Origin of the sequence: Corticibacter populi, assembly GCF_004217315.1 — a bacterium.
GTDB classification, from domain to species: domain Bacteria; phylum Pseudomonadota; class Gammaproteobacteria; order Burkholderiales; family Burkholderiaceae_C; genus Lampropedia; species Lampropedia populi.
Genome location: NZ_SGWR01000005.1, coordinates 303,013 through 327,357, shown reverse-complemented (window position 1 = coordinate 327,357; position 24,345 = coordinate 303,013). Strand labels below are relative to the sequence as shown.

The following is a 24,345-nucleotide window of genomic DNA, read 5'->3' as shown; positions in this document are numbered from 1 at the left end:
GCGGCACCCGGCCACGGTGATAATCGTCCCTGACCATCGCTGTGGACGCCATGGAACCGCCCGCCCCCTTCCCCCTGTACGAAGCCAGCTTTGCGCTGGCCTGCCTGCTGCTGGCCCTGAGCCTGCGCCCCTGGCACATGCTGCGCGGCAGCGGCCAGGCGCTGCTGACGCCACTGCTGGCCAGCCTGGCCGTGCTGCCATGGTTGTGGGCGCTGCCACGACTGCACCAGATGCCAATGCAACTGCCGTGGTCGGGCGCCTGCCTGGTGTTGCTGATGCTGGGCTGGCCGCTGGCCGTGCCCACGCTGGTGCTGGTGGCGCTGGCCGCGCTCTGGCTGACGGGCGCGGGCTGGCAGGAAGGCCTGGACATGCTGGTCTGGCAAGGCCTGTTGCCGGCGACGTTCGCGGTGCTGATCGGCGCCGCGATCCGGCGCATGCTAGGCACGCATTTGTTCGTGTACGTGATTGGCCGCTGTTTCCTGGGCACCGTGCTGAGCCTCTTCCTCGGTAGCCTGTGGGCCTATGCCCAGGGGCGGCGACTGGCGGGTGTGGAGGGATCACTGTCCCTGGTTGGACATTGGCTGACAGCCTGGGGTGACGGCTTCGTCACCGGCATGCTGTGCGCGGTTTTCGTGGCCTTTCGTCCGCAGTGGCTGGCAACCTGGTCCGACCGCTTTATTGCACCGGCTCGTTGACCACGTCCGGCAAGGGCAGCACCGCAATCCCCTCCTGCAGCAGCTCGACCATCTCGCCCACGCTGGCCTGACCGTGGATGGGACGCTCGGGCGCCTCGCCCGCATGGATGCGGCGTGCTTCATTGGGAAAATTGCCACCGACGTCCTCGGCCTGCCGCACCAACTCACGGGCCTGGCGCAGCCACCTGGCCTGCATTGCGGCGCGTTGTGCCGGTCCCGGCGACTCTGCCGCATGAAGAGCGCCAGGCGGTGTGAGGGCATCCTCCGGGCGCGCGCTGGCCGCAGAAGCAGACCTGGTATTGCTCTTCGCGTTGAGCCGCGGCGCGCTCAGCGTCTTGCCGACATGCGGGCTGTTGCAAACCGGACATTGCAGCAGGCCACGGCTCATCTGGGACTGGTAGTCGTCATCCGACGCAAACCAGCCCTCGAACACATGACCGCTGTCACAGCGCAGGTCGAGAACCTTCATGATGCCGTCAATCTCCCGATTGCCTGCCCCACAACGCCGTGATGGCCCGGGCAGGCCTTTCCATTATCGGCGCTGGCGCAACAGATAGCGATAGATGAAGCCGGGAAAGGCGAAGGTGAGGAACAGGCAAGCCGTGATCGCATAGAACTCCCAGCCCTGCGGCGTGACCTGGCCGGCCTGCGCCTCCAGGCGGTGCGCGATCAGGCCGACGATGCCATAGAGCAGGACCAGCTCCAGCCAGCGCCACCACATGGACTTGCGCCGGGAGGGCCTGGGGCCTACCAGCAGGATGCGCTCGCTGACGAAGGGCAGATTGGCGGCGGCGAAGGCCAGTACGATGACCAGCCAGATGGAGAGACTCAGATCCATGTCAGTGGCATCGCATCATCGGAACAGGCGAACGGGCACCCGCACAGCGCCCGCGGCAATCAACCACGCAGGGCATTGAGGATGGCTTCGGTGCAGATCGCCATCAGGCCGCCGGGCAGAATGCCCAGCAGCAGCACCAGCCCGCCATTGGCAGCCAGCACGGCCTTGATGTCCCAGCGCGCAGTGATCGCACCGGTTTGCGCATCGGGCGCGTCGAAGTACATGACCTTGACGACGCGCAGGTAATAGAACGCACCGACCAGCGACATCATCACCGCGAACACCGCCAGCGCGACATGGAGCCCCGAGCCAGTGGACACCAGCGCCTGCAGCACCGCGAACTTGGCATAGAAGCCCACCAGCGGCGGGATGCCGGCCATCGAGAACATGCAGATCGCCATCACGCCGGCATACAGCGGGCTGCGCTGGTTGAGGCCGGCCAGATCGGCGATCTCGTCGGCCTCGAAGCCGTCACGCGCGAGCAGCAGGATGATGCCGAAGGTCGCCAGCGTGGTCAGCACGTAGGTGATGACGTAGAACATCGCCGAACCATAGGCGGCCTGTGCGGAAGTGGCATCGATCTCGCCGCCCTGCACGCCGGACATCAAGCCCAGCAGGATGAAACCGACATGCGAGATGGTCGAATAGGCCAGCATGCGCTTGAGGTTGCGCTGCGCGATCGCCGCCAGGTTGCCGATGAAGAGCGAGCCGATCGCCAGCACGCCCAGCATCTGCTGCCAATCGGTGGCCAGCGGCAGCAGGCCCTCGACCAGCAGGCGCATGATCATGCCGAAGGCCGCCAGCTTGGGCGCCGAGGCAATGACCAGCGTGATGGCGGTGGGCGCGCCATGGTAGACGTCCGGGATCCACATGTGGAAGGGCACGGCACCCAGCTTGAAGGCCAGGCCGGCCACCACGAACACCAAACCGAACACCAGCACCTGCGTGCCGACCAGGCCGGAATTGATGGCCTTGAAAATCTCGCCGATGTCCAGCGAGCCGGTGGCGCCGTAGATCATCGACATGCCGTAGAGCAGGAAGCCACTGGCCATGGCGCCGAGCACGAAATACTTCATCGCCGCCTCGGTGGCCCGCTCATCGTCGCGGCGCAGTGCCACCAGCGCATAGCTCGAAAGCGTCAGCAGCTCCAGGCCCAGGTACAGCAGTAGCAGGTTATTGCCGGAGATCATGAAGTCGATGCCCAGCAGCGCCAGCAGCGACAGGGTGAACAGCTCACCGCCGCGCATCATGTCCCGCGAGGCGGAGTACGGGCGCGCATAGGTCAGCGTGACCATCACCGCAACGGTCGCAAAGCCCTTGAGCCAGCTGGCCATCGAATCGACCACCATCATGTTGCCGAAGCCGTAAATGGTGTTGCCGGTGCTGGCGTAGTAGAAGTTCATCGCCGCGACCACCGCCAGCGTGAGCATGGACAGCCAGTAGGTGCTGCCGCGCAGCAAGCGCTTCTCGCCCAGGTCCACCAGGGTGATGGCGCAGGCCATCACCAGCAGCACCAATTCCGGAAATACGGCCACCCAGCTGTATTCATCAATCATGTCTTGGTTCTCTCTAGGCGATTAGGGGAGCTTGCTTTGTGCGACGTGCTGCAGCAGTTCGACGACCGAAGCGTTCATCACATCGGTGAACGGCTTGGGATAAACCCCCATGAAGAGGATGGCCACGGCAAGAATCGCCATCACCAGGAACTCGCGGCAGTTGAGGTCCTGCAGTTCCTGCACATGCGGATTGGTCACATCGCCCAGGTACACCTTCTTGTACATGAGCAGCGAATAGGCCGCGCCCAGGATCAGTGCCGTCGCCGCCAGCAGGCCAATGCCGAAGTGGTATTCGACGCCGCCGAGGATCACCATCCACTCGCCGACGAAGCCGGCCGTGGCGGGCAGGCCGCAGTTGGCCATCGCGAACAGCAGCGCAAAGGCGGCAAAGCGCGGCATGGTGTTGACCACCCCGCCATAGGCGGCGATCTCGCGGGTGTGCATGCGGTCGTACAGCACGCCGATGGCCAGGAACATGGCCGCCGAGACGAAGCCGTGCGCAACCATCTGCACGATCGCGCCGGTCATGCCGATTTCGTTGAAGAGGAAGAAGCCCAGCGTCACGAAACCCATGTGCGCCACCGACGAATAGGCCACCAGCTTCTTCATGTCCTGCTGCACCATCGCCACCAGGCCGACGTAGATCACCGCGATCAGCGAGAGCACGATCATCAGCCAGGCATATTCATGGGCGGCGTCGGGCGCGATCGGCAGCGAAAAGCGCAGAAAGCCATAGGCACCGAGCTTGAGCATGATGGCCGCCAGCACCGCGGAACCACCGGTGGGCGCCTCGACGTGCACGTCGGGCAGCCAGGTGTGCACCGGCCACATAGGAATTTTCACCGCAAAGGCCGCGAAGAAGGCAAAGAAGATCCAGGTCTGCTCGGCCAGCGAGAGCGGCAGCTGGTGCCAGGCCTGGATGTCGAAGCTGCCACCCGAGCGGTTGTAGAGGTAGATCAGCGCCACCAGCGTCAGCAGCGAACCCAGCAGCGTGTAAAGGAAGAACTTGAAGGCCGCGTAAATCTTGCGCGGTCCGCCCCAGATGCCGATGATCAGGTACATCGGAATCAGCGTGGCCTCGAAGAACACGTAGAACAACATGCCGTCGAGCGCAGCGAAAACGCCGATCATCAGGCCCGAAAGGATCAGGAACGCCGCCATGTACTGGTTGACGCGCTCGGTGATGCTCTGCCACGAGGCGATCACCACGATCACCGTGATGAAGGCGGTCAGCGGAATGAACCAGAACGACAGGCCGTCGACCCCAAGGTGGTACTGGATGTTGAAAGTGGAGATCCAGACCGCCTGTTCGACGAACTGCATCTGCGCCGTGCCGGTGTCGAAGCCGGTGTAGAGCGGCAGCGTCACCAGCAGGCCCAGCAGCGAAGCCGCCAACGCCAGCCAACGCACCAGATTGGCGTGACAGGGCCTGCCCAGCGGCAGCAAGATGATGCCCGCCACGATGGGCACCCAGATCGCGAGACTCAACCATCCCATTTTTCTTGTACTCCCGTACTCTTTACTTGGCCAGCCACACGAAGTACGTCATCAGGGCAAACACGCCAAGAATCATGACCAGTGCGTAGTAGTAGATGTAGCCGGTCTGGAACCAGCGCACGATGCCGGCAACCCAGCCCACCAGCTTCCACGAGCCATTGACCACCGCGCCGTCGATCACCGCCTGGTCGCCGGCCTTCCAGAACAGCTTGCCCAAGCGGGTGAAGCCGCCGCCGATGACATCGATCCACAGCCTGTCCATGTAGTACTTCTCTTCGAACAGCCGGTAGACGGGATGGAAGGTCTTCATGAAGAACTGCGGGACCTTCGGATTGACCAGGTAGCAATACCAGGCGCCGATCACGCCGGCCAGTGCCAGCCAGAATGGTGCGGTCGAGAAAGCGTGCAGCCCCATCGCCACGGCGCCATGGATTTCCTCGCGCAGCTCATGCATGGCCGGGTGGATGGCATCGTTGACGTAGGTGACGCCATTGAAAAAGTCGCCGAACAAAAAGTCCATCAGCACGTAGCCACCAATGCCGACCGAGGGGATCGCCAGCAGCACCAGCGGCACCGTCACCACCCAGGGCGATTCGTGCGGTTTGCTGTCATGGTGGCCGTGGCCATCGTCGTCATGGTGATGGTCGTGCGCATGTGGGTCCTGGTCGTAGCGCTCCTTGCCGTGGAACACCAGGAAGTACATGCGGAACGAGTAGAACGCCGTGATGAACACGCCCGAGAGCACGGCCCAGTAGGCGATGCCCGAAGCCGGCAGGTTGCTGGCGTGCACCGCTTCGATGATGGCGTCCTTCGAGTAGAAACCCGAGAAGAACGGCGTGCCGATCAGCGCCAGAGAGCCGAGCAGCGAAGTGATCCAGGTGATCGGCATGTATTTCCAGAGACCGCCCATGTAGCGCATGTCCTGGTTGTGATGCACGCCCATGATGACCGAGCCGGCGCCAAGGAACAGCAGTGCCTTGAAGAACGCATGCGTCATCAGGTGGAACACCGCGACGTTGTAGGCCGAGGCACCCAGCGCCACCGTCATGTAGCCCAGCTGCGAGAGCGTCGAATAGGCCACCACGCGCTTGATGTCGTTCTGGATCAGGCCCAGGAGGCCCATGAAGAAGGCCGTGATGGCGCCAATCACCAGGATGAAGTTCAGCGCCGCGTCCGAGAGCTCATAGAGCGGCGAGAAGCGCGCCACCATGAAGATGCCGGCCGTCACCATGGTGGCGGCGTGGATCAGCGCGGAGATTGGCGTCGGGCCTTCCATCGAGTCGGGCAGCCAGACATGCAGCGGGAACTGCGCACTCTTGCCCATCGCACCGATGAAAAGGCAGATCAGCGCCACCGTCAGCAGGCTCCAGTCGGTGCCGGTGAGGGTCAGCGGCGCCAGCTGGTCGGCCTGGGCGAACACGTCGTTGTAATTGAACGAGCCGACCTGCGCCACCAAGAGGCCGATGCCCAGGATGAAACCGAAGTCGCCCACGCGGTTGATCAGAAAGGCCTTGAGGTTGGCGAACACCGCCGTCGACTTCTTGTACCAGAAGCCGATCAGCAAATAAGACACCAGGCCCACCGCCTCCCAGCCGAAGAACAGCTGGAGCATGTTGTTGCTCATCACCAGCATCAGCATCGAAAAGGTGAAGAGCGAGATGTAAGAGAAGAAGCGGTTGTAGCCGGGGTCCCCGTCCATGTAGCCGATGGTGTAGAGGTGCACCATCAGCGAGACGAAGGTCACCACGCACATCATCATGGCCGACAGGCTGTCGATCTGGAAGCCCACCTCCATGCTGACGTTGCCCAGCACCATCCAGGTGTAGAGCGTCTGGTTGAAGCTGGCCCCGCCCAGCACCTGGCAGAGTGTCCATGCCGACAGCAGGAAGGCCACCAGCACCCCGAGGATGGTGATGCTGTGGCAGGCCTTGCGGCCCAGCAGGTTGCCGCCCATGGCGGTACCAAAGATCCCCACGAGGACCGAGCCGATCAGCGGCGCCAGCGGCACCCAGACCAGGGTCGAAGCAGACAGTGTTTGATCCATTTTGATAAGCCTCTTGCCGCTTAGCCCTTGAGGGTGTTCAGGTCATCCGCGCTGATGCTGGTGCGGGCCCGGAACAGCTGCACCAGGATGGCCAGGCCGATCGCCGCCTCGGCCGCCGCCACGGTCATGATGAAGAAGACGAACACCTGACCGTGCAGGTCGCCCAGGAAGTACGAAAACGCAACGAAGTTCATGTTCACGGCCAGCAGCATCAGCTCGATTGCCATGAGCAGGACGATCAGGTTCTTGCGGTTGAGGAAGATCCCCACCACCGCCAGGGCGAACAGGATGGCCCCGAGCGAGAGGAAATGACCGAGCGACAGATTCATGGCTTGACCTCCTGCGATGCGCCCTCGGCTGGCGCGTCTTCCTCGGCGGCCGGGCGGGCCGCCTCCATCTTCACGATGCGCACGCGGTCCTGTGCCTTGACATGGACCTGCAGCGCCGGATCGATGAGCTTGTTGTCCTTGCGGGTGCGCAGCGTCAGCGCGATCGCCGCGATCATGCCCACCAGGAGGATCACGCCGGCCACCTGTACCGGCAGCAGGTATTCGGTGTACATCAGGATGCCAAGCTCACGGGTGTTGTTGTAATCCGGGTTGATGGCAATGGCCTCGCCGGCCGCCTCGGTGACCGGAAAGCCCACCCACAGCACCGCCACCATCTCGAACACCACCACGCCGAAGATCACCAGTGCCAGCGGCAGGTTCTTCTTGAGCGCGCCTTGAAGGCGCTCGATGCGGATATCCAGCATCATCACCACGAAGAGGAACAGCACCATCACCGCCCCCAGGTAAACCATCACCAGCAGGATGGCCAGGAACTCGGCGCGCATCAGCAACCAGATGCCCGCGGCCTGCGAGAAGGCGAAAATGAGGTACAGCACGGCATGTACCGGATTGCGCGCGGTGATCACGCGCAATGCCGCGAACAGCAGCGCCGCCGCGAACAGGTAGAAAAATACGCTTCTGACGTCCATGACAATCTCTTTGCTGGCTCCAGCCTCTTCATGCCAGCGCGGGCACCATGCCCGCGCGGCCCACATTACGCGCCGCGGCGCGCACCTCAGCGGTACGGCGCGTCCGCGGCCTTGTTCGCGGCAATGTCCTTCTCGTAGCGATCCCCGACGGCCAGCAGCATCTCCTTGGTGAAATACAGGTCCCCACGCTTCTCGCCGTGGTATTCGAGGATGTGGGTCTCGACGATCGAATCGACCGGGCAGCTCTCCTCGCAGAAGCCGCAGAAAATGCACTTGGTCAGATCGATGTCGTAGCGGCTGGTGCGGCGCGAGCCGTCGTCCCGCACCGTCGACTCGATGGTGATGGCCAGGGCCGGGCAGACCGCCTCGCACAGCTTGCAGGCGATGCAACGCTCTTCGCCGTTGTCATAGCGGCGCAGCGCATGCAGACCGCGGAAGCGCGGCGACAGCGGTGTTTTTTCCTCGGGGAACTGCACCGTCACCTTGCGGCTGAAGGCATAGCGGCCGGTGAGCTTCATGCCCACGAGCAGTTCCCAGAGCACGAAACTCTTGAAGAAATCCTTCAGCGAGAAGGATGAGCCGGCTGCCTGGGATGGGGCAGCGGCCTTGGCAGTCGTGATTGCTTGTGCCATTGTCGTGATCCTCAGTTCCAGATGTTCAAGGGCGAGAAGATCCAGGCACCCAGCACCACCACCCAGACGAGGGTGACGGGAATGAAGATCTTCCAGCCCAGGCGCATCACCTGGTCATAGCGAAAGCGCGGAAAGGTGGCCCGGATCCAGATGAACCAGCTGACGATCAGCGCTGCCTTGAGGCCCAGCCAGATCCAGCCGGGGATGAATTCCAGGAAGCCGAACGGCGCATCCCAACCGCCCAGAAACAGCACGGCTGCCAGGAACGAGACCAGCCACATGCTGGCGTATTCGGCCAGGAAGAAGATGGCGAAGCCCATGCCCGAATACTCGACCATGTGGCCGGCTACCAGTTCGGCCTCGCTCTCGACCATGTCGAAGGGATGGCGGTTGGTCTCGGCCACCACCGAGATCATGTAGACGACGAAGAGCGGCAGCAAAGGCAGCCAGTTCCAGGACAGGAAGTTCAGCCCGATGTCGGCAAAGCGTCCATTGATCTGCACCGCCACGATGTCGCTGAGGTTCATGCTGCCGGCCACCATCACTGCACCGAGGAAGCAGAAACCCAGCGCGATCTCATAACTGATCATCTGCGCCGAGGCACGGATGGCGCCGAGGAACGGATACTTCGAGTTGGAGGCCCAGCCGGCGATGATGACGCCATAGACCTCGATGGAGGTAATGGCCATCACCAGCAGCAGGCCGGCATGCACATTGGCCAGCGCCATGTCCGGTCCGAACGGAATCACCACCCAGGCCGCCAGGGCCGGCATGATGGCCATCACGGGCCCGAGCAGGTAGAGCTTGTAGCTCGAGGCGCTGGGCCGGATCAGCTCCTTGGTCAGCAACTTGAGGCCATCGGCCAACGGCTGCAGCAGGCCCCAGGGGCCAAGGCGGTTCGGGCCGATGCGCACCTGCATCCAGCCCAGCAGCTTGCGCTCCCAGAGCGTCAGATAGGCCACGGCGATCATCAGCGGGGCGACGATGGCGATGATCTTGAGCAGGTTCCAGATCACCGGCCAGGCCAGGCCGCTCCACCAGGAGGCCTCGACCAGCCCCAGGCCGCCATTGTAAAAAGCGTCGATCATGCGCTGGCTCCCTCTTCCACTTGCTCTTGCACCACCACTTTGGCCGGCACGGCAGCCACACCTGCCTGCAGGCCGGCACGCCCATCGGCGGTAGCCTGCAGCGCCGGAGCGCGGCGCACCAGGCCATCGAGCTGATAGATCGCGGCAACGACCGGCTCGGCCTCGGGCGCCCGCAGGTCGATGGCGACGTCAGCGGTGGCATTGCTCAGCACGTCCTGCGGCACGAAATCCGGCTTGGCGGTGCCGGCAAAGCGTGCCAGCACCTGTTGCGTATCCTCGAAATCGAAGTGCGCCAGGCCCATCAGATTGCCCAGCACGCGCAGCACCTTCCAGGCCGGGCGCGTCTCGCCCAGCGGCTTGACGACGGCATGGAAGCTTTGCACGCGGCCTTCGGCATTGACGAAAGTCCCGGAGGTCTCGGTGAACGGCGAGGTCGGCAGCAGCACGTCCGAGAAGGCCAGATTGGTCTTGAACGGGCTGAGCGTGACCACCATCTCGGCCTTGGCGAGACCTTCGGCAGCGGCCGCACCTGCGGCACTGTCGAATTCCGGCTCGGTATGGAGCAGGATGGCTGCCTTGAGGCCGCCGGCGAGCATCTGCGCAGCATTGAGGCCACCGGCGCGCGGTGTGGCGCCCACCCATTGCGCGCCGACCGTGTTGGCGGCTTCGGTCAGGTAGCCGACACTGGCGCCGGTCTGCGCGCCGATCCAGTTGGCCAGCGCCAGCAGCGATGCGGCCTTGCCATGGTGTGCGGCGGCGTTACCCAGCAGGATGGCCTTGCCTTCGCCTTCTGCCAGCAGTTGCTTGGCAACGGCGCTGTAGGCGCCCGTGTCGAGGCCGGCGGCATCGACCGGTGCGCTCACGCCTTTCTCGGCGGCGATGGCGGCGGCCAACGCGGCCAGTGCCTGTGCCCACTGGGCGCTGGGCAATGCCCAGGTCTGCGCGAGCGGCATGGCCCAGTCATAGGCGCGTTCATTGAGGGCATACACCCTGGCGCCATGCGTGGCGGCCTGGCGGATGCGCTGGGCAAACAGCGGATGGTCCTTGCGCAGGTTCGAGCCCACCACCAGCACCTGGCCGAGGGTGGAGAGCGCTGCAATCGACGTGCCCAGCCAGCGCACACCGTCGGCTTTGCCGAATTCGGCATGACGCAGGCGGTAGTCGATGTTGTCGCTGCCGATGCCGCGCAGCAACTCGGTGGCGAGATACAGCTCCTCGAGCGTGCTGTGCGGGCTCAGCAATGCGCCAACGCTGTCCTTGCCATGGTCGGCCGCGATGTGGCGCAGGCCGTGTGCGACGTATTCCAATGCCTGCTGCCAGCTGGCTTCATGCCATTGGCCATCCTGCTTGATCATCGGGCTGGTGAGGCGGTCGGCGCCATTGAGCGCCTCGTACGAGAAGCGGTCGCGGTCGGCGATCCAGCATTCGTTGACGGCCTCGTTCTCCAGCGGCAGCACGCGCATCACGCGGTGGTTCTTGACCTGCACGACGAGGTTGGCGCCCGACGCGTCGTGCGGCGCCACCGATTTGCGGCGCGACAGCTCCCAGGTGCGGGCGCTGTAGCGGAACGGCTTGCTGGTGAGCGCGCCAACCGGGCAGATGTCGATCATGTTGCCCGAGAGCTCCGAGTCGACCGTATCGCCCTTGACGGTGGTGATCTCCGAGTGCTCGCCGCGGTTGATCATGCCCAGCTCCATCACGCCGGCCACCTCTTGGCCGAAGCGCACGCAGCGGGTGCACTGGATGCAGCGGCTCATCTCCTCCATCGAGATCAGCGGGCCGACATCCTTGTGCAGGATGACGCGCTTCTCTTCCTGGTAGCGCGAGCTGTTCTTGCCGTAGCCCACGGCCAGGTCCTGCAGCTGGCATTCGCCACCCTGGTCGCAGATCGGGCAGTCCAGCGGGTGGTTGATCAGCAGGAATTCCATCACGGACTGCTGGGCCTGCACGGCCTTGCTGCTGTGGGTGTGCACGATCATGCCCTGCGTGACGGGTGTCGCGCAGGCCGGCAGCGCCTTGGGCGCCTTCTCCACGTCCACCAGGCACATGCGGCAGTTGGCGGCGATGGACAACTTCTTGTGGTAGCAGAAGTGCGGGATGTAGGTGCCGGCGCGCTCGGCTGCATGCATGATCATGCTGCCTTCATGCACTTCCACCTTCTTGCCGTCGAGTTCGATTTCAACCATAGATGTCTCTCCGTCAGGCGGCCATGCGCTCGGCTGCGCGCACGGCGGCGGATGCCTCGCCGACCGCTGTCTGCGAAGCCTGGGCCTGGGCGATCTTCGCCTCGAATTCGTGGCGGAAGTGCTTGAGCATGGCGCGCACCGGCATGGCGGCCGCATCGCCCAGCGCGCAGATGGTGCGGCCCATGATGTTGCCGGCCACGTTGTCGAGCAGATCCAGGTCGCCCGGTCGGCCCTGGCCTTCGAGAATGCGGTTGACCACGCGCGAGAGCCAACCCGTGCCTTCACGGCAGGGCGTGCACTGGCCGCAGGATTCGTGCGCATAGAAATACGAGAGACGCGCCAGGCTTTCCACCATGCAGCGCGTGTCGTCCATCACGATGACGGCGCCGGAGCCCAGCATCGAGCCGGCTTTGGCGATGGAGTCGTAGTCCATCGTGCATTCGTTCACGATGGCAGCCGGCAGTACCGGCGCCGATGAGCCGCCGGGAATCACCGCCTTGAGCGTGCGGCCCGGGCGCATGCCACCGGCGAGCTCCAGCAGCGTGGCAAATGGCGTACCCATCGGCACTTCGTAGTTGCCGGGGCGCTGCACGTCACCGCTGACCGAGAAGATCTTGGTGCCGCCGTTGTTCGGCTTGCCGCAGGCCAGGTAGGCCGCACCGCCGTTGCGCACGATCCAGGGCACGGCCGCGAAGGTTTCGGTGTTGTTGATGGTGGTCGGCTTGCCGAACAGGCCGAAGCTGGCAGGGAACGGCGGCTTGAAACGCGGCTGCCCCTTCTTGCCCTCGAGCGATTCGAGCAGCGCGGTTTCCTCGCCGCAGATGTAGGCACCGAAGCCATGGTGCGCGTGCAACTGGAAGCTGAAGCCGCTGCCCAGGATGTCATCCCCCAGGTAGCCGGCCGCGCGCGCCTCCTCGAGCGCCTCCTCGAAGCGTTCGTACACCTCGAAGATCTCGCCGTGGATGTAGTTGTAGCCGGCGCTGGCACCCATGGTGTAGCCGCCGAGGATCATGCCCTCGATGACAATGTGCGGGTTGAACATCAGGATGTCGCGATCCTTGCAGGTGCCTGGCTCGCCCTCGTCCGAATTGCAGACGACATACTTCTGGCCGGGGAAGTTGCGTGGCATGAAGCTCCACTTCAGTCCGGTCGGGAAACCGGCGCCGCCACGGCCGCGCAGACCGGATTCCTTGAGCATGGCGATCATCTCGTCCTGCGTCATGCCGGTGCCGCCGTCGCTGCCAAGCACCTTGCGCAGCGCCTGGTAGCCGCCGCGCGCCTCGTAGTCCTTGAGGTGCCAGTTGCTGCCATCGAGACCGGCGTAGATCTGCGGCTCGATGTGGCGGCCATGGAAGCAGGTCTGCTGCCCGCCGGCCTTGAACGGCTGCAGCACGTCCTTCAGATTGCTCGCACTCATTGGCCGCCCTCCGTCCGCAGCGCGTCGACCAGTTGGTCGAGCCGCTCGTTGCTCATGAAACTGCACATGTCGCGGTCGTTGACCAGCATCACCGGAGCATCGGCACAGGCCCCCAGGCACTCGCACTGCTGCAGTGTGAACATGCCGTCAACCGTGGTCTCGCCCATGTGCACCTTCAGGCGCTCTTCCAGGTGGTGCAGCGCCTCCTTGCCGCCGCGCAGCTGGCACGGCAGATTGGTGCAGACCGCCAGCTTGAACCGGCCGACCGGCTGCTGGTTGTACATGTTGTAGAAGGTCGTGACCTCGTGCACGGCGATCTCGGGCATTTCCAGGACCTCAGCGATCACCGCCTCGCTCTCCTGGCTGACATAGCCCTCTTCCTGCTGCACGATCGAGAGGCAGGCCATCACCGCCGACTGCTTGCGCTCGGGCGGATACTTGGCGACCTCGCGGGCAAAGCGCGCCCTGGTGGCTTCGGTAATCATCGGTCAACCTCCCCGAACACAATGTCGAGCGTACCCAGGATCATCACCGCATCGGAGAGCATGTAGCCGCGCGTGAGCGCGTCCATGGCCGAAAGGTGCGCGAAGCCGGGCGCGCGAATCTTCAGACGATAGGGTTTGTTGGCACCGTCGCTGACGATGTAGATGCCGAATTCGCCCTTGGGGTGCTCGACCGCCGCGTAGGTATCGCCCGCGGGCACCTTGAAGCCCTCGGTGAACAGCTTGAAGTGGTGGATCAGGTCTTCCATGCCCGACTTCATGTTCGCGCGCGGCGGCGGCGCCACCTTGCGATCGGCCGTGATGACGGGCCCCGGATTGGCACGCAGCCAATCCACGCACTGCTTGATGATGCGGTTGGATTCACGCATCTCCTGGACGCGCACCAGATAGCGGTCGTAGCAGTCGCCGGTCACGCCGACCGGGATATCGAAATCGAGCCGGTCGTAGACCTCGTAGGGCTGCGTCTTGCGCATATCCCAGGCAATGCCCGAGCCGCGCAGCATGGGCCCCGTCATGCCCAGGTCCATCGCGGTGGCCGCATCGACCACGCCGATGCCAACCGTGCGTTGCTTCCAGATGCGGTTGTCGGTCAGCAGCGTCTCGTACTCATCGACGCACTTCGGGAAACGCTGCGTGAAATCGTCGATGAAATCCAGCAGGCTGCCCTGCCGATTGCGGTTCATCTCGTCCAAGCTGCGCTTGTTGCGCACCTTGGAGGCCTGGTACTGCGGCATCGAATCCGGCAGGTCGCGGTACACGCCGCCGGGACGGAAGTAGGCCGCGTGCATGCGCGCGCCGGAAACCGCCTCGTAGACATCGAACAAGTCCTCGCGCTCGCGGAACGCGTAGATCAGGATCGTCGAGCTGCCCGCGTCATTGCCATTGCCGCCCAGCCACATCAGATGGTTGAGGATGCGGGTGATCTCGGCGAACATCACGCGGATGTATTGCGCGCGGATCGGCACCTCAATGCCCAGCAGCTTCTCGATGGCCAGGCAGTAGGCGTGCTCGTTGCACATCATCGAGACGTAATCGAGCCGGTCCATGTAGGGCAGCGACTGGATGTAGGTCTTGTGCTCGGCCAGCTTTTCGGTGGCGCGATGGAGCAGGCCGATGTGCGGATCGGCACGTTGCACGATCTCGCCATCGAGCTCCAGCACCAGGCGCAGCACACCGTGCGCGGCCGGGTGCTGCGGCCCGAAGTTCAGCGAATAGTTCTTGATTTCAGCCATAGTTTTTCACACGTGGGGACCGCTTCGCGCCCTCAGTGCAGGCCTCCGTACTGGTCTTCACGGATGATGCGCGGAGTGATTTCGCGCGGCTCGATCGTCACCGGCTGGTAGATGACGCGCTTTTGCTCCTCGTCGTAACGCATCTCGACATGCCCGGAGAGCGGAAAGTCCTTGCGGAACGGATGACCGATGAAGCCATAGTCGGTGAGGATGCGACGCAGATCGTCATGCCCTTCGAAGATGATGCCATAGAGATCGAAGGCCTCGCGCTCGTACCAGTTGGCCGAGCGCCAGATCGACGTCACCGAAGGCAACACCGGAAAATCGTCATCCCCGGCGAACACACGCACGCGCACGCGCTGGTTCAGGCTGATCGACAGCAGTTGCGAGACCGCAGCAAAGCGCGCCCCCTCCCAGACACCATTGCCGTGCTCCGAGAAATCGACCCCACAGAGATCGACCAGGATCTCGAAACGGCAGCTCTGGGCATCGCGCAGGCGCAGCATGACCGCCAGGTAATTGGCCGGCGCCACATCCACCACCACCTGATCAAAAGAAAGGGTGACAGCCTTCGCCAGATCACCCAGTTCCGCTTCGATGGAGGCCCGCAGCACCGCCGGCCTGATCAATTCATTGTTCATCGCAGGATTCGCCGTCGTCATAAGCTCCTCGCAACCCTTATACACGCGCAATGGTGTTGGTGCGACGCACCTTTTGTTGCAACTGGATGATGCCGTAGAGCAGGGCTTCGGCCGTCGGCGGGCAGCCCGGCACGTAGACATCCACGGGAACCACGCGATCACAGCCGCGCACCACCGAGTAGCTGTAGTGGTAATAGCCGCCACCATTGGCGCACGATCCCATCGAGACCACCCAGCGCGGCTCGGCCATCTGGTCGTAGACCTTGCGCAGCGCCGGCGCCATCTTGTTGCACAGCGTGCCGGCAACGATCATCAGATCGGCCTGGCGTGGACTGGCACGAAACACTTCGGCGCCAAAGCGCGAAATGTCATAACGCGCTGCCGCCACGTGCATCATCTCGACCGCACAGCAGGCCAGACCAAAGGTCATCGGCCACAGCGACCCGGACTTCGCCCAGTTCGCCACCGTGTCATAGCTGGTCGTGACGAAGCCTTGCTTGAAAACGCCTTCAATCATGTCTCGCAACTCCTTGCGGCCGCCTTCGGGCCGCTCGCGCAACCAACCCGGTCATTCCCAGGTCAGCGCACCCTTGGCCCACTCGTAGGCAAAACCAACCACCAGAATGGTCAAAAAGATCAGCACCGCCACGAATCCGGCAACACCGACATCGCGCAACGCGACCGCCCAGGGGAAAAGAAATGCGATTTCGAGATCGAACAGAATGAACAGGATCGCCACGAGGTAGTAGCGAACGTCAAACTTCATGCGCGCATCGTCGAAGGCCTCGAAGCCGCACTCGTAAGGAGAGTTCTTGGCCGCATCCGGCTTGGTCGGCCCCAGGATCCAGCCGAGCGCCAGCGGCAGGACACCCACCGCCAGACCCACCAGGATAAACAATAAGACCGGCAGATATTGATCGAGGTTCATCTGAAGGGGTACCGCGTCTTGGCCTTCTGCCCGGCTGCGCGGGCGAAGGCTTTAATCATTATGGTGCCGTCGGCGAGACTCGAACTCGCACAGCCATGGGCCACTACCCCCTCAAGATAGCGTGTCTACCAATTCCACCACGACGGCTGATTCTTGCTTATGCAGTTCCCAGGTGTTTCGGGCCAAGCCGCGAAATGAGGGTTAGCACCCGTTGAACCAGCCCGCATTCTAACCGTTATTTTTTTGGTTTTCGGCAAACCCACGCATCTCTTTTTGACCCGTGCATGACACAGAAGAGACGGAAAAACAATGATTCGCATCAACGCGCAAAAACATCGGGCCGCGGCCTGAATCTTCCCCAGGGTCAGCGGGCTTTAGAAGCCTGGCGCTCCATTGCAAGCCGTCTCGCCATATACTCACCCCTAGTATCAATAATCGATCATGGCATTTGCGCCACCCGAACCCATGCCCCACTCCCCCGAAGCCAAGAAGCGCGTCGTCACGCGATTGCATCGCATCAAGGGCCAGGCCGACGCACTCGAACGGGCCGTCGAGGCAGGCACCAGTTGCGGCGAGCTGTTGCAGCAACTGGCGGCGCTGCGTGGCGCCGCCAATGGGCTGATGGCCGAGGTGCTGGAAAGCCATCTGCGCGAAACTTTTGCGCCGTCGCCCCTGCCTGCCGATGGGAACGCCGCCGGCGCCACGCCTCCCGTTGCCGAGGAAACCCTGGACCAGTTGATGCGCATCATCCGCAGCTACCTCACCTGACCCATCCACTGACCACCCCATCCATCCGGTCCGAAGCAGACCCGAGCCAAACACCCTGCTCTCTCACCATACCAAGGAGAATCCCATGAAATCACGCGCCGCCGTTGCCTTTGAAGCGGGCCAGCCGCTGCAGATCGTCGAACTCGACGTCGAACCGCCCCGCAAGGGCGAGGTGCTGGTCAGGATCACCCATACCGGCGTCTGTCATACCGACGCATTCACCCTCTCCGGCGATGACCCCGAGGGACTTTTTCCCGCCGTGCTGGGCCATGAAGGCGCCGGCATCGTCGTCGAGGTAGGCGAAGGCGTCACCAGCCTCAAGCCCGGCGACCACGTGATTCCGCTCTACACCGCCGAGTGCGGCGAATGCCTGTTCTGCAAGAGCGGCAAGACCAACCTCTGCGTGGCGGTGCGCGCCACCCAGGGCAAAGGCGTGATGCCCGATGGCACCACCCGCTTTTCCTACAACGGCCAACCGGTCTACCACTACATGGGCTGCTCCACTTTCAGCGAATACACGGTGGTGGCCGAGGTGTCGCTGGCCAAGATCAATCCCGAGGCCAACCCCGAACAGGTCTGCCTGCTCGGCTGCGGCGTGACCACCGGCCTGGGCGCCGTCAAGAACACGGCCAAGGTGCAGGAAGGCGATTCGGTGGCTGTTTTCGGCCTCGGCGGCATTGGCCTGGCGGTGATCCAGGGAGCCAAGCTGGCCAAGGCCGGGCGCATCATCGCCATCGACACCAATCCGGGCAAGTTCGATCTCGCCCGCACCTTTGGCGCCACCGACTGCGTCAATCCCAAGGATTACGACAAGCCCATCCAGCAAGTCATCGTCGAGATGACCGGCTGGGGCGTCGACCACAGCTTCGAGTGCATCGGCAACGTTCAAGTCATGCGCGCCGCACTGGAATGCGCGCACCGTGGCTGGGGCCAAAGCGTCATCATCGGCGTCGCTGGCTCGGGTCAGGAAATCTCCACCCGCCCATTCCAGCTCGTCACCGGCCGCAAATGGCTGGGCACCGCCTTTGGCGGCGTCAAGGGCCGCAGCCAGTTGCCGGGCATGGTGGAAGACGCGATGGCCGGCAAGATTCAGCTTGAGCCCTTCGTCACCCACACCATGCCGCTCGATGACATCAACCATGCGTTCGAGCTGATGCACGAAGGCAAGTCGATCCGCTCGGTCGTGCATTATGGCTGATTGACAGAGAGCTGAAAAAGCCGAAAAAAGTGTCCTTTGACGAAGCCTTATGTCGCTCCTGAAGTTCGAGCTGCGCACCGCCCGCTCGCCACAAGATGCAGCCCGCCAGCTCAGCGCGGTGCAGACCAGCGCGTTTCGGCTGCGGCAGGTCACGCAGGTGCGCCACTGCGTGTACCTGATCCTGCCGGGAGATATTTCCAGCGAGGGCCGGGGTTCGCTCGTGCGTGTACGCATCCGGCCAAGTTGGAGGCATGGACGCTGCTGGCCGGCGTGTGCGGGTTTCTCGCGTACCAGGGTGGCCTGTCCCAACTTGCGCCGGGTCTGCTGATCGGTTTGCCGCTGATTGTGTTTGGCTCGCAGGTGCTGGGCCGCCAGGGCGAAGCCTTGCCGCCCCCGTCTTCGCAACCGATCCGCGGCTTTGAGCGGCATCTCCGCATTGCCTGAAGGAAAAAAATGGAACGTATCGAACACCACGCCAGCTTTAGCGGCCGCCAGGAAGTCTGGCAACACACCAGCCGCAGTACCGGCTGCACCATGAAGTTCGGCATCTACCTGCCGCCGGCAGCGCTGGCGGGCGAGCGCTGTCCGGTGCTGTACTGGCTCTCGGGCCTGACCTGCACCGAGCAGAACTTCATCACCAAGGCCGGTGCGCAGCGGCATGCAGCCGCCCACGACCTCATCGTCGTCGCGCCCGACACCAGCCCGCGCGGCGCCAACATCGCCAACGATGCCGCTTACGACCTGGGCCAGGGCGCGGGCTTCTACGTCGATGCCACAGAGACACCGTGGGCCGCGCACTTCCAGATGCAAACCTACGTGGCCGATGAGTTGCCCGCGTTGATCGAGCAGCATTTCCCTGCAAGCGCAGCGCGTGGCATCTTTGGCCACTCGATGGGTGGGCACGGCGCGCTGGTGACAGCGCTGCGCCATCCCGGGCGCTATCGCAGCGTCTCGGCGTTCTCGCCCATCGTCGCGCCCAGCCAAGTGCCTTGGGGGCAGAAGGCGCTGGCCGCCTACCTGGGCAACCGGCCCGACGTCTGGAAGGCGTGGGACGCCACCGCGCTGATTGCCACCGCACACGAAAGACTGCCGCTGCTGATCGACCAGGGTGATGCGGACGAGTTTCTGCAACAACACCTGCGGCCCGAGCTCCTTCTGGCTGCATGCCAGGAAGTCGGTTATCCGCTGGAGTTGCGCATGCAACCGGGCTACGACCACAGCTACTACTTCATCGCCAGCTTCATCGGCGACCACTTCGCCCACCATGCCAAGACGCTGTCCGCCTCGGCATGAGCGGCATGCAGGCACCGCGCACGCCATATTGAGGCATTGCGCAGCCTGATCTGCAAGGGTCTGTGCGTCATGGGTGCACGGGCCTTTGCCAACACCGGAAATCGCACCAACAGGGTGATCCCGAAGGCCATCAATCATTTGAAATTTCAAATGATTGATGGCCTATATTGGCATGTTTTTTGCTGACCCTTTTTCCTGACCACTCCGGTCACGCACTCTTCAATATTCCACGGAAGTCAAAAGTCAGCGGGAGATGTTCGGATGTCGCCGTCCCAAGCATCCTCTGCGTGCCTCACGGAAAAAGGAACCGTCAAATGTCTCTGAAGATCAAACAATATCCCGTACTCCTCGCGGGCACAGTGCTTTCATCGACGCTGTTTGCGCAAGCAGGCTCCTCGCTCAGCGTCTATGGCATCGCCGATGTCGGCGTGCGCTACACCAGCAACACCGATGCCGCCGACGATAGCAGCACCAAGCTGGCCAACGGCTCGCGCACCGCCACCCGGCTGGGCTTCCGCGGCAGCGAGGCGCTCAGTACCGATCTGCAGGCCATCTTCACCATGGAGATGGGGATCGACCCGACCACCGGCGCCGCAGGCGACGGCACGCGCCACTTCAACCGCCTCACGTTCGTCGGCCTCAAGAGCAACACCCTGGGCCAACTCACCATCGGTCGTCAGTACGGCATGATTCACGAGTTCCTGGGCTTCAACGGCATCGACCCTCTGGATGTGGCCAACCACCCGGAATGGAGCTACTACGTCGGCTCGCAGTACACGCCGCGCTATGACAGCTCGATCCGCTACACCCACAAGATCGGCGGTTTCGTCGTCAGCGCCATGGGCGTGATCGACACCAGCAAGAGCAAGACCAGCTATCCGCTCGGGGCGACGCTGGTCTACAAGGGCACCAACTGGCAGTTCGGCGGCGCCTACATGCAGGAAAAGCCGAGCATCGAAACCTCGGATGCCAAGCGCAAGAGCTATTCGGTCGGCGGCACCTACCAGTTCGATGCCTTCAAGCTCCATGGTTTCTACCTGGAACACAAGAACAATGTCACAGACCGCAAGGACAAGACCTATGCGGCCGGCTTTGGCTACGACCTCTCGCCCAGCGTCAAGCTGTTGGGTGAAGTGCTGCATACCAAGAGCGATCTCGCCAACGTCGATGGCAAGCGCACGGCAGGCATCCTCACCGCCGAGTACTATCTCTCCAAGCGCACCCAGCCTTACGTGGGCGTTGACTATACGAAGTTCTCCGATGCCCTCATCCCCGCCAGTGGCGAGGATTCCCGCGTGGGCCTGGCCATCGGCCTGCGCCACCGCTTCTGAGTCCTGCGGCCCCGCCTGCCGGGGCCGCCGCTGCCGCACTCCGGCACCAATGGAGCAAAGGGCCATCTTTGGATGGCCCTTTTTCCCGGACCGGTGCACCGGCCAACCAGCATGCTGCAACCAATTCTCAGGATGGCTCCGGAACGTGCAACTGCTGGAAGAAGGCCATCCGGTCGCGGCGGCGCTGTTGCAAAGCCTCATCGAGCAGTTGCGGCACTTCCTCGGGCATGAAGCCGCACAGGATCTGCGGCCGCACCACGTTGCGGAACAGATCGACCATGAAGTCCTGGTCGGCCCGCAATTCCCTGGAGGCGAAGCCGTACACCAGGAAATTGCTGCGCGCCGCGCTGCGCAGCACGTCCGGGTCCGCGCACAGCGACGGGTCGGCCACGCTCAGCGCCAGCCCGTCCTGCGCCACCGCCGCCAGCACCACCGGCTTGCTCCCGCGCAACCGTGGCGAGGCGTATTCCAGCGCCATGCCGGTGTGCGCCACGGCTTCCTGCACGATGGTCTCGTCATCGCGCCACGGCACTGGCAGCAAGGCCAGCCAGTAGCCCCCTTGCCGCACAGCCTGCAAGGCCTGCTCCCGCGACGCGGGGATGCCCTGGTTGCTTGAATCTTCCGTCATCTCCAGACCTCCACATTGCCATTCACTGGCACCGGTTCGCATCACTGGACCGACAGCCACGCCGGCAGCCAGGTGGCGATGCCGGGCACCAGAATCACCAGCACCAGCATCAACAGCCCGAACAGCACGTAAGGCATGACCGCCATGAAAAGCTCCGAAGTGGCAATCCTCGGAGGTGTGACACTGCGCATCGTCAGCACCAGCATGCCGAAGGGCGGCGTCAGCAGGCCGAGCTGCATGCAGATCAGGTAGAGCACCCCGAACCAAAGCGGGTCCCAGCCGAAGTGCTGCATCAGCGGCATGTAGAAGGGCAGCGTCATCAGCATCATGCTGACCTGGTCGACGAAGCATCCGAGCAGAAGCAGGATCAGCATCATCAGCGCCAGCACCATCCAGGGCTGCAGCCCGCCATCACGGATACCGCTGACCAGGCCGTCGGTGGCACCGGAGAACGCCAGGATCTGCGAGAACGTCGAAGCGCCGATGATGATGAACAGGATCATGCCGGTGAGCGCCGCCGTGTTCATCAGCGAGACGGTCAGGTTCTTCAGCGTCAGGCTGCGGTGCAGCAGACACACCAGCAGGCAGGCCGATGCGCCCACCGCGGCCGATTCGGTCGGCGTGGCCCAGCCCATGGTCATCGACAGCACCACCAGCACGAAAATCGCCACCAGCGGCAGCACATGCAGCACCAGCGCCCGCCAGCGCTGCCAGCCGCCAAGGTCATCCGCCTCGGCATCGGCCGCCGGTGCCCAGTCGGGCGAGATGCGCACCCGGATGATGATGAACACGATGAAGATCAGCGCCAGCAGCAGGCCGGGCAGCAAGCCGGCAATGAGCAGCCCGGCGATCGAGATCTGCCCGAGACTGCCCAGCAGCACGGCAATGGCCGAGGGCGGGATCAGCATGTCCACCGCGCCGATCGCCATGATCGGGCCGGTGGCCAGGCGGGGGTGGTACTTGCGCCGCAGCATCTCGGGCAGCAGCACGCTGCCCAGCAGCGCCGTGGTGGCCACCGAAGAGCCGGAAATGGCTGAGAACACCGTCCCGCCCACCACCGCCACCACCGCCAGCCGTCCCGGTACGCGGCGGATGACGCGGTCGAACGCATCGATGGCCTTGAACGCCACGCCGGTGCGAAAGAGCAGCTCACCCATCAGCAGGAAGAAGGGGATCGGCGTGAGCGAAAAGTTGGTGACCGACGCAATGCCGTTGCGCACCGACTGCATGAGGCCGGCCTCGCCGCCCAAATACACGAAGGCACCCACCAGGTTGATGCAGATGAACGCGAAGCCCGCCGGCAAACCGGCACACAGCAGCAGCGTCAGGCCACCAAAAAACAGGATCAGGGTCTGCCACCACTCCATCACAGGCCTCCTGGCGCGGCGTCGTCATGGACGGTGGCCGGCAGAAACACACGACGCGCACATTCAATGGCCAACAGCGCAAAGCCGATCGGCGTGCCGATGTACAGCCACCATTCCGGGAACACCAGGGCCTTCATGACCAGCGTGCCGGACTGGCGCGAGTCGAGCAGCAACTGCAGCGCATACCAGGCGAACACCGCCGCAGCGACCATGCCGATGGCCGCCGCCACGCGCTCGACCCCATGCCGCGCCGCCGCCGGCAGCATGGATTGCAGCAGGTCCAGCCGCACATGCTGGTTGCGGTACATCAACCAGGGCGCCGTCAGGCTGATGAGGGTCGGCAGCATGTATTCGGACACCTCAAGAATCCAGTCGAGGCTGCCCAGGCCAAGGTTGCGCGCCAGCACGTCATAGGTCACCAGCACGGTCAGCGCTGCCACGATGCAGGCGGCGCAAATGCCCAGAGCGCTCATCAAGTGGTCATAGGCTTTCATGGCCAAAGCTCCTGTGATTCCTGCGGATCACGACACCTTCATGGCTTTCATGGCTTGGCCACCATCAACTCGCGCAACTGCGGGCCGTGCTCGGGGCTGAGCCGGATGATGCCGGCCCAGGCCGTATCGAGCGACTTGCGCAGGTACTCCCGGGCATCGTCCCCTTCGAACGTGATGGTCTGGATGCCGGCGTCCTGCTGGCGCTGTAGATCGGTGACCACGTCGGCCATGGATTTCTCCAGTGCCAGCTGCTCCAGCCAGTCGCGCTGGCGTTCGAGAAAGGCCTGTTGCTCTGGCGAGAGTTTCTGCCAAGACTTGAGGTTGAACTGCACCGCCATCTCCAGGTTGTGAAAGCCCGGGTCGACCCGGTACTTGGTGACCTGCTGCCAGCCCATGTCGAAGATGCCCAGCAGCGGCCAGCCATAGCCGTCGACGACGCCGCGTTCAAGCGCGGTGTAGACCTCGCCCGGCGGGGTCTGGATGACGGTGGCGCCCAGCGACTGGAAGAATTCGCGGAAGTTCGGCGCGATGCGGATCTTCATGCCCTTGAGGTCGGGGCCGTTGATTGGCTTAGTCAGGTACAGGTGGTATTTGACGCCGTCGCCGGTGCGCGCGAAGTACATCAGGTTCTTCTCGGCCATCAGCCGGTTGATGTAATCCAGCGCGCCATTCCTGCGCAGCTCCTGGAACGGCACGGTGGCATAGTTGAGCGCCTGCACCTCCGGCACGATGCCGCCGGCATACGACGCCGTGGTCGCCGCCATGTCCACCACGCCATTGCGCAGTGCCGCGGGCTGCTCCAGGGTCGGAATGGCCTTGGGCCCGCCGATGTACTGGATCTGCACCAGCCCCTTGCCCTCCTCGTTGACCTTCTTGACGAAGGCCTCGAAGTTCTGCGCAAAGTAGGTGCCTTCCTGGAAGGCGTTGATGGCCTTGAGTGTCACCTGCTGCGCCAGTGCGGCGGCGCTGGTGCAGGCCAGGCCGATGGCCACGCAGGCGGCCTTGAAACGATGTGTCATCCGATTGCTCC

26 protein-coding genes and 1 tRNA gene are annotated in these 24,345 nt (G+C 63.6%); 6 read left to right on the top strand and 21 right to left on the bottom strand.

Going from position 1 to position 24,345, the window contains the following annotated elements; translation table 11 throughout:
* Positions 1–50 precede the first annotated feature (50 nt).
* The gene (locus EV687_RS18035) at positions 51–695 is read left to right on the top strand and encodes a hypothetical protein (RefSeq protein ID WP_122225753.1); all 645 of its coding nucleotides are present in this window, start codon (positions 51–53) and stop codon (positions 693–695) included.
* Here the strand turns inward: EV687_RS18035 and EV687_RS18030 are convergent.
* The 17 genes from EV687_RS18030 to EV687_RS17950 form a co-directional block, all read right to left on the bottom strand.
* The gene (locus EV687_RS18030) at positions 676–1,164 is read right to left on the bottom strand and encodes a DUF1178 family protein (protein ID WP_122225752.1); all 489 of its coding nucleotides are present in this window, start codon (positions 1,162–1,164) and stop codon (positions 676–678) included. The genes EV687_RS18035 and EV687_RS18030 overlap by 20 nt on opposite strands.
* A 63-nt stretch (positions 1,165–1,227) precedes the next feature.
* Entirely contained in the window at positions 1,228–1,533 is a 306-nt protein-coding gene (locus EV687_RS18025; protein WP_122225751.1) for a DUF2818 family protein, read from the bottom strand.
* 59 nt (positions 1,534–1,592) lie between these two features.
* Positions 1,593–3,089, bottom strand: a complete 1,497-nt coding sequence (gene nuoN / locus EV687_RS18020; RefSeq protein ID WP_122225750.1) for an NADH-quinone oxidoreductase subunit NuoN — start codon at positions 3,087–3,089, stop codon at positions 1,593–1,595.
* A gap of 21 nt (positions 3,090–3,110) precedes the next feature.
* Positions 3,111–4,586 (bottom strand): NADH-quinone oxidoreductase subunit M, encoded by a 1,476-nt coding sequence (locus EV687_RS18015; protein WP_122225749.1) that lies wholly within the window; start codon positions 4,584–4,586, stop codon positions 3,111–3,113.
* Positions 4,587–4,608: 22 nt separating this feature from the next.
* A complete protein-coding gene (gene nuoL, locus EV687_RS18010; RefSeq protein WP_122225748.1) occupies positions 4,609–6,630 on the bottom strand; it encodes an NADH-quinone oxidoreductase subunit L in 2,022 nt (673 codons plus the stop codon).
* 20 nt (positions 6,631–6,650) lie between these two features.
* On the bottom strand, positions 6,651–6,959 hold the full coding sequence (gene nuoK / locus EV687_RS18005) for an NADH-quinone oxidoreductase subunit NuoK (RefSeq protein WP_122225747.1): 309 nt from the start codon (positions 6,957–6,959) through the stop codon (positions 6,651–6,653).
* Entirely contained in the window at positions 6,956–7,609 is a 654-nt protein-coding gene (locus tag EV687_RS18000) for an NADH-quinone oxidoreductase subunit J (RefSeq protein ID WP_122225746.1), read from the bottom strand. The genes nuoK and EV687_RS18000 overlap by 4 nt, the downstream gene beginning before the upstream one ends.
* Before the next feature lie 86 nt (positions 7,610–7,695).
* Positions 7,696–8,241 (bottom strand): NADH-quinone oxidoreductase subunit NuoI, encoded by a 546-nt coding sequence (gene nuoI, locus EV687_RS17995; protein ID WP_122225745.1) that lies wholly within the window; start codon positions 8,239–8,241, stop codon positions 7,696–7,698.
* Positions 8,242–8,252: 11 nt separating this feature from the next.
* Positions 8,253–9,329, bottom strand: coding sequence for an NADH-quinone oxidoreductase subunit NuoH (gene nuoH, locus EV687_RS17990; RefSeq protein WP_122225744.1), 1,077 nt, complete (start codon positions 9,327–9,329; stop codon positions 8,253–8,255).
* Positions 9,326–11,515 carry an NADH-quinone oxidoreductase subunit NuoG gene (nuoG, locus tag EV687_RS17985; protein ID WP_122225743.1) on the bottom strand — a complete coding sequence of 730 codons (2,190 nt, stop codon included), beginning with the start codon at positions 11,513–11,515 and terminating at the stop codon, positions 9,326–9,328. Before nuoG ends, nuoH begins: the two co-directional genes overlap by 4 nt.
* 13 nt (positions 11,516–11,528) lie before the next feature.
* Positions 11,529–12,932 carry an NADH-quinone oxidoreductase subunit NuoF gene (nuoF, locus tag EV687_RS17980; RefSeq protein ID WP_122225742.1) on the bottom strand — a complete coding sequence of 468 codons (1,404 nt, stop codon included), beginning with the start codon at positions 12,930–12,932 and terminating at the stop codon, positions 11,529–11,531.
* Positions 12,929–13,417: an NADH-quinone oxidoreductase subunit NuoE family protein gene (locus EV687_RS17975; RefSeq protein ID WP_122225741.1), complete on the bottom strand. Its 489-nt coding sequence runs from the start codon at positions 13,415–13,417 to the stop codon at positions 12,929–12,931. The genes nuoF and EV687_RS17975 overlap by 4 nt, the downstream gene beginning before the upstream one ends.
* The gene (locus EV687_RS17970; RefSeq protein WP_122225740.1) at positions 13,414–14,667 is read right to left on the bottom strand and encodes an NADH-quinone oxidoreductase subunit D; all 1,254 of its coding nucleotides are present in this window, start codon (positions 14,665–14,667) and stop codon (positions 13,414–13,416) included. The genes EV687_RS17975 and EV687_RS17970 overlap by 4 nt, the downstream gene beginning before the upstream one ends.
* A gap of 32 nt (positions 14,668–14,699) precedes the next feature.
* Positions 14,700–15,308: an NADH-quinone oxidoreductase subunit C gene (locus EV687_RS17965; RefSeq protein WP_122225739.1), complete on the bottom strand. Its 609-nt coding sequence runs from the start codon at positions 15,306–15,308 to the stop codon at positions 14,700–14,702.
* Positions 15,309–15,345: 37 nt separating this feature from the next.
* Complete coding sequence (locus EV687_RS17960; protein ID WP_122226997.1) at positions 15,346–15,825, bottom strand: NuoB/complex I 20 kDa subunit family protein; 480 nt, start codon at positions 15,823–15,825, stop codon at positions 15,346–15,348.
* A 51-nt stretch (positions 15,826–15,876) separates the two neighbouring features.
* Positions 15,877–16,236, bottom strand: a complete 360-nt coding sequence (locus EV687_RS17955) for an NADH-quinone oxidoreductase subunit A (RefSeq protein ID WP_122225738.1) — start codon at positions 16,234–16,236, stop codon at positions 15,877–15,879.
* A 61-nt stretch (positions 16,237–16,297) separates the two neighbouring features.
* Positions 16,298–16,383: transfer RNA gene (locus EV687_RS17950), tRNA-Leu, on the bottom strand.
* Between the two features lie 318 nt (positions 16,384–16,701).
* Here EV687_RS17950 and EV687_RS17945 point away from each other — a divergent pair.
* From EV687_RS17945 to EV687_RS17925, 5 genes are all read left to right on the top strand, one after another.
* On the top strand, positions 16,702–17,004 hold the full coding sequence (locus EV687_RS17945) for a metal/formaldehyde-sensitive transcriptional repressor (protein ID WP_122226995.1): 303 nt from the start codon (positions 16,702–16,704) through the stop codon (positions 17,002–17,004).
* An 85-nt stretch (positions 17,005–17,089) separates the two neighbouring features.
* Positions 17,090–18,202, top strand: coding sequence for an S-(hydroxymethyl)glutathione dehydrogenase/class III alcohol dehydrogenase (locus EV687_RS17940; RefSeq protein WP_122225737.1), 1,113 nt, complete (start codon positions 17,090–17,092; stop codon positions 18,200–18,202).
* Between the two features lie 243 nt (positions 18,203–18,445).
* Complete coding sequence (locus EV687_RS17935; RefSeq protein ID WP_122225736.1) at positions 18,446–18,646, top strand: hypothetical protein; 201 nt, start codon at positions 18,446–18,448, stop codon at positions 18,644–18,646.
* Between the two features lie 9 nt (positions 18,647–18,655).
* Positions 18,656–19,495 carry an S-formylglutathione hydrolase gene (gene fghA, locus EV687_RS17930; protein WP_122225735.1) on the top strand — a complete coding sequence of 280 codons (840 nt, stop codon included), beginning with the start codon at positions 18,656–18,658 and terminating at the stop codon, positions 19,493–19,495.
* 314 nt (positions 19,496–19,809) lie between these two features.
* Positions 19,810–20,826: a porin gene (locus EV687_RS17925; protein ID WP_122225734.1), complete on the top strand. Its 1,017-nt coding sequence runs from the start codon at positions 19,810–19,812 to the stop codon at positions 20,824–20,826.
* Positions 20,827–20,953: 127 nt separating this feature from the next.
* On the opposite strand, the gene EV687_RS17920 is transcribed toward EV687_RS17925, so the two are convergent.
* The 4 genes from EV687_RS17920 to dctP are packed head-to-tail and all read right to left on the bottom strand — an operon-like array spanning position 20,954 to position 24,334.
* Entirely contained in the window at positions 20,954–21,454 is a 501-nt protein-coding gene (locus EV687_RS17920; protein WP_162846491.1) for a DUF4116 domain-containing protein, read from the bottom strand.
* Positions 21,455–21,495: 41 nt separating this feature from the next.
* Positions 21,496–22,821, bottom strand: coding sequence for a TRAP transporter large permease subunit (locus EV687_RS17915; protein ID WP_122225732.1), 1,326 nt, complete (start codon positions 22,819–22,821; stop codon positions 21,496–21,498).
* Positions 22,821–23,315 carry a TRAP transporter small permease gene (locus tag EV687_RS17910; protein WP_122225731.1) on the bottom strand — a complete coding sequence of 165 codons (495 nt, stop codon included), beginning with the start codon at positions 23,313–23,315 and terminating at the stop codon, positions 22,821–22,823. Before EV687_RS17910 ends, EV687_RS17915 begins: the two co-directional genes overlap by 1 nt.
* A gap of 47 nt (positions 23,316–23,362) precedes the next feature.
* A complete protein-coding gene (gene dctP, locus EV687_RS17905) occupies positions 23,363–24,334 on the bottom strand; it encodes a TRAP transporter substrate-binding protein DctP (RefSeq protein ID WP_122225730.1) in 972 nt (323 codons plus the stop codon).
* Between the last annotated feature and the right edge of the window lie 11 nt (positions 24,335–24,345).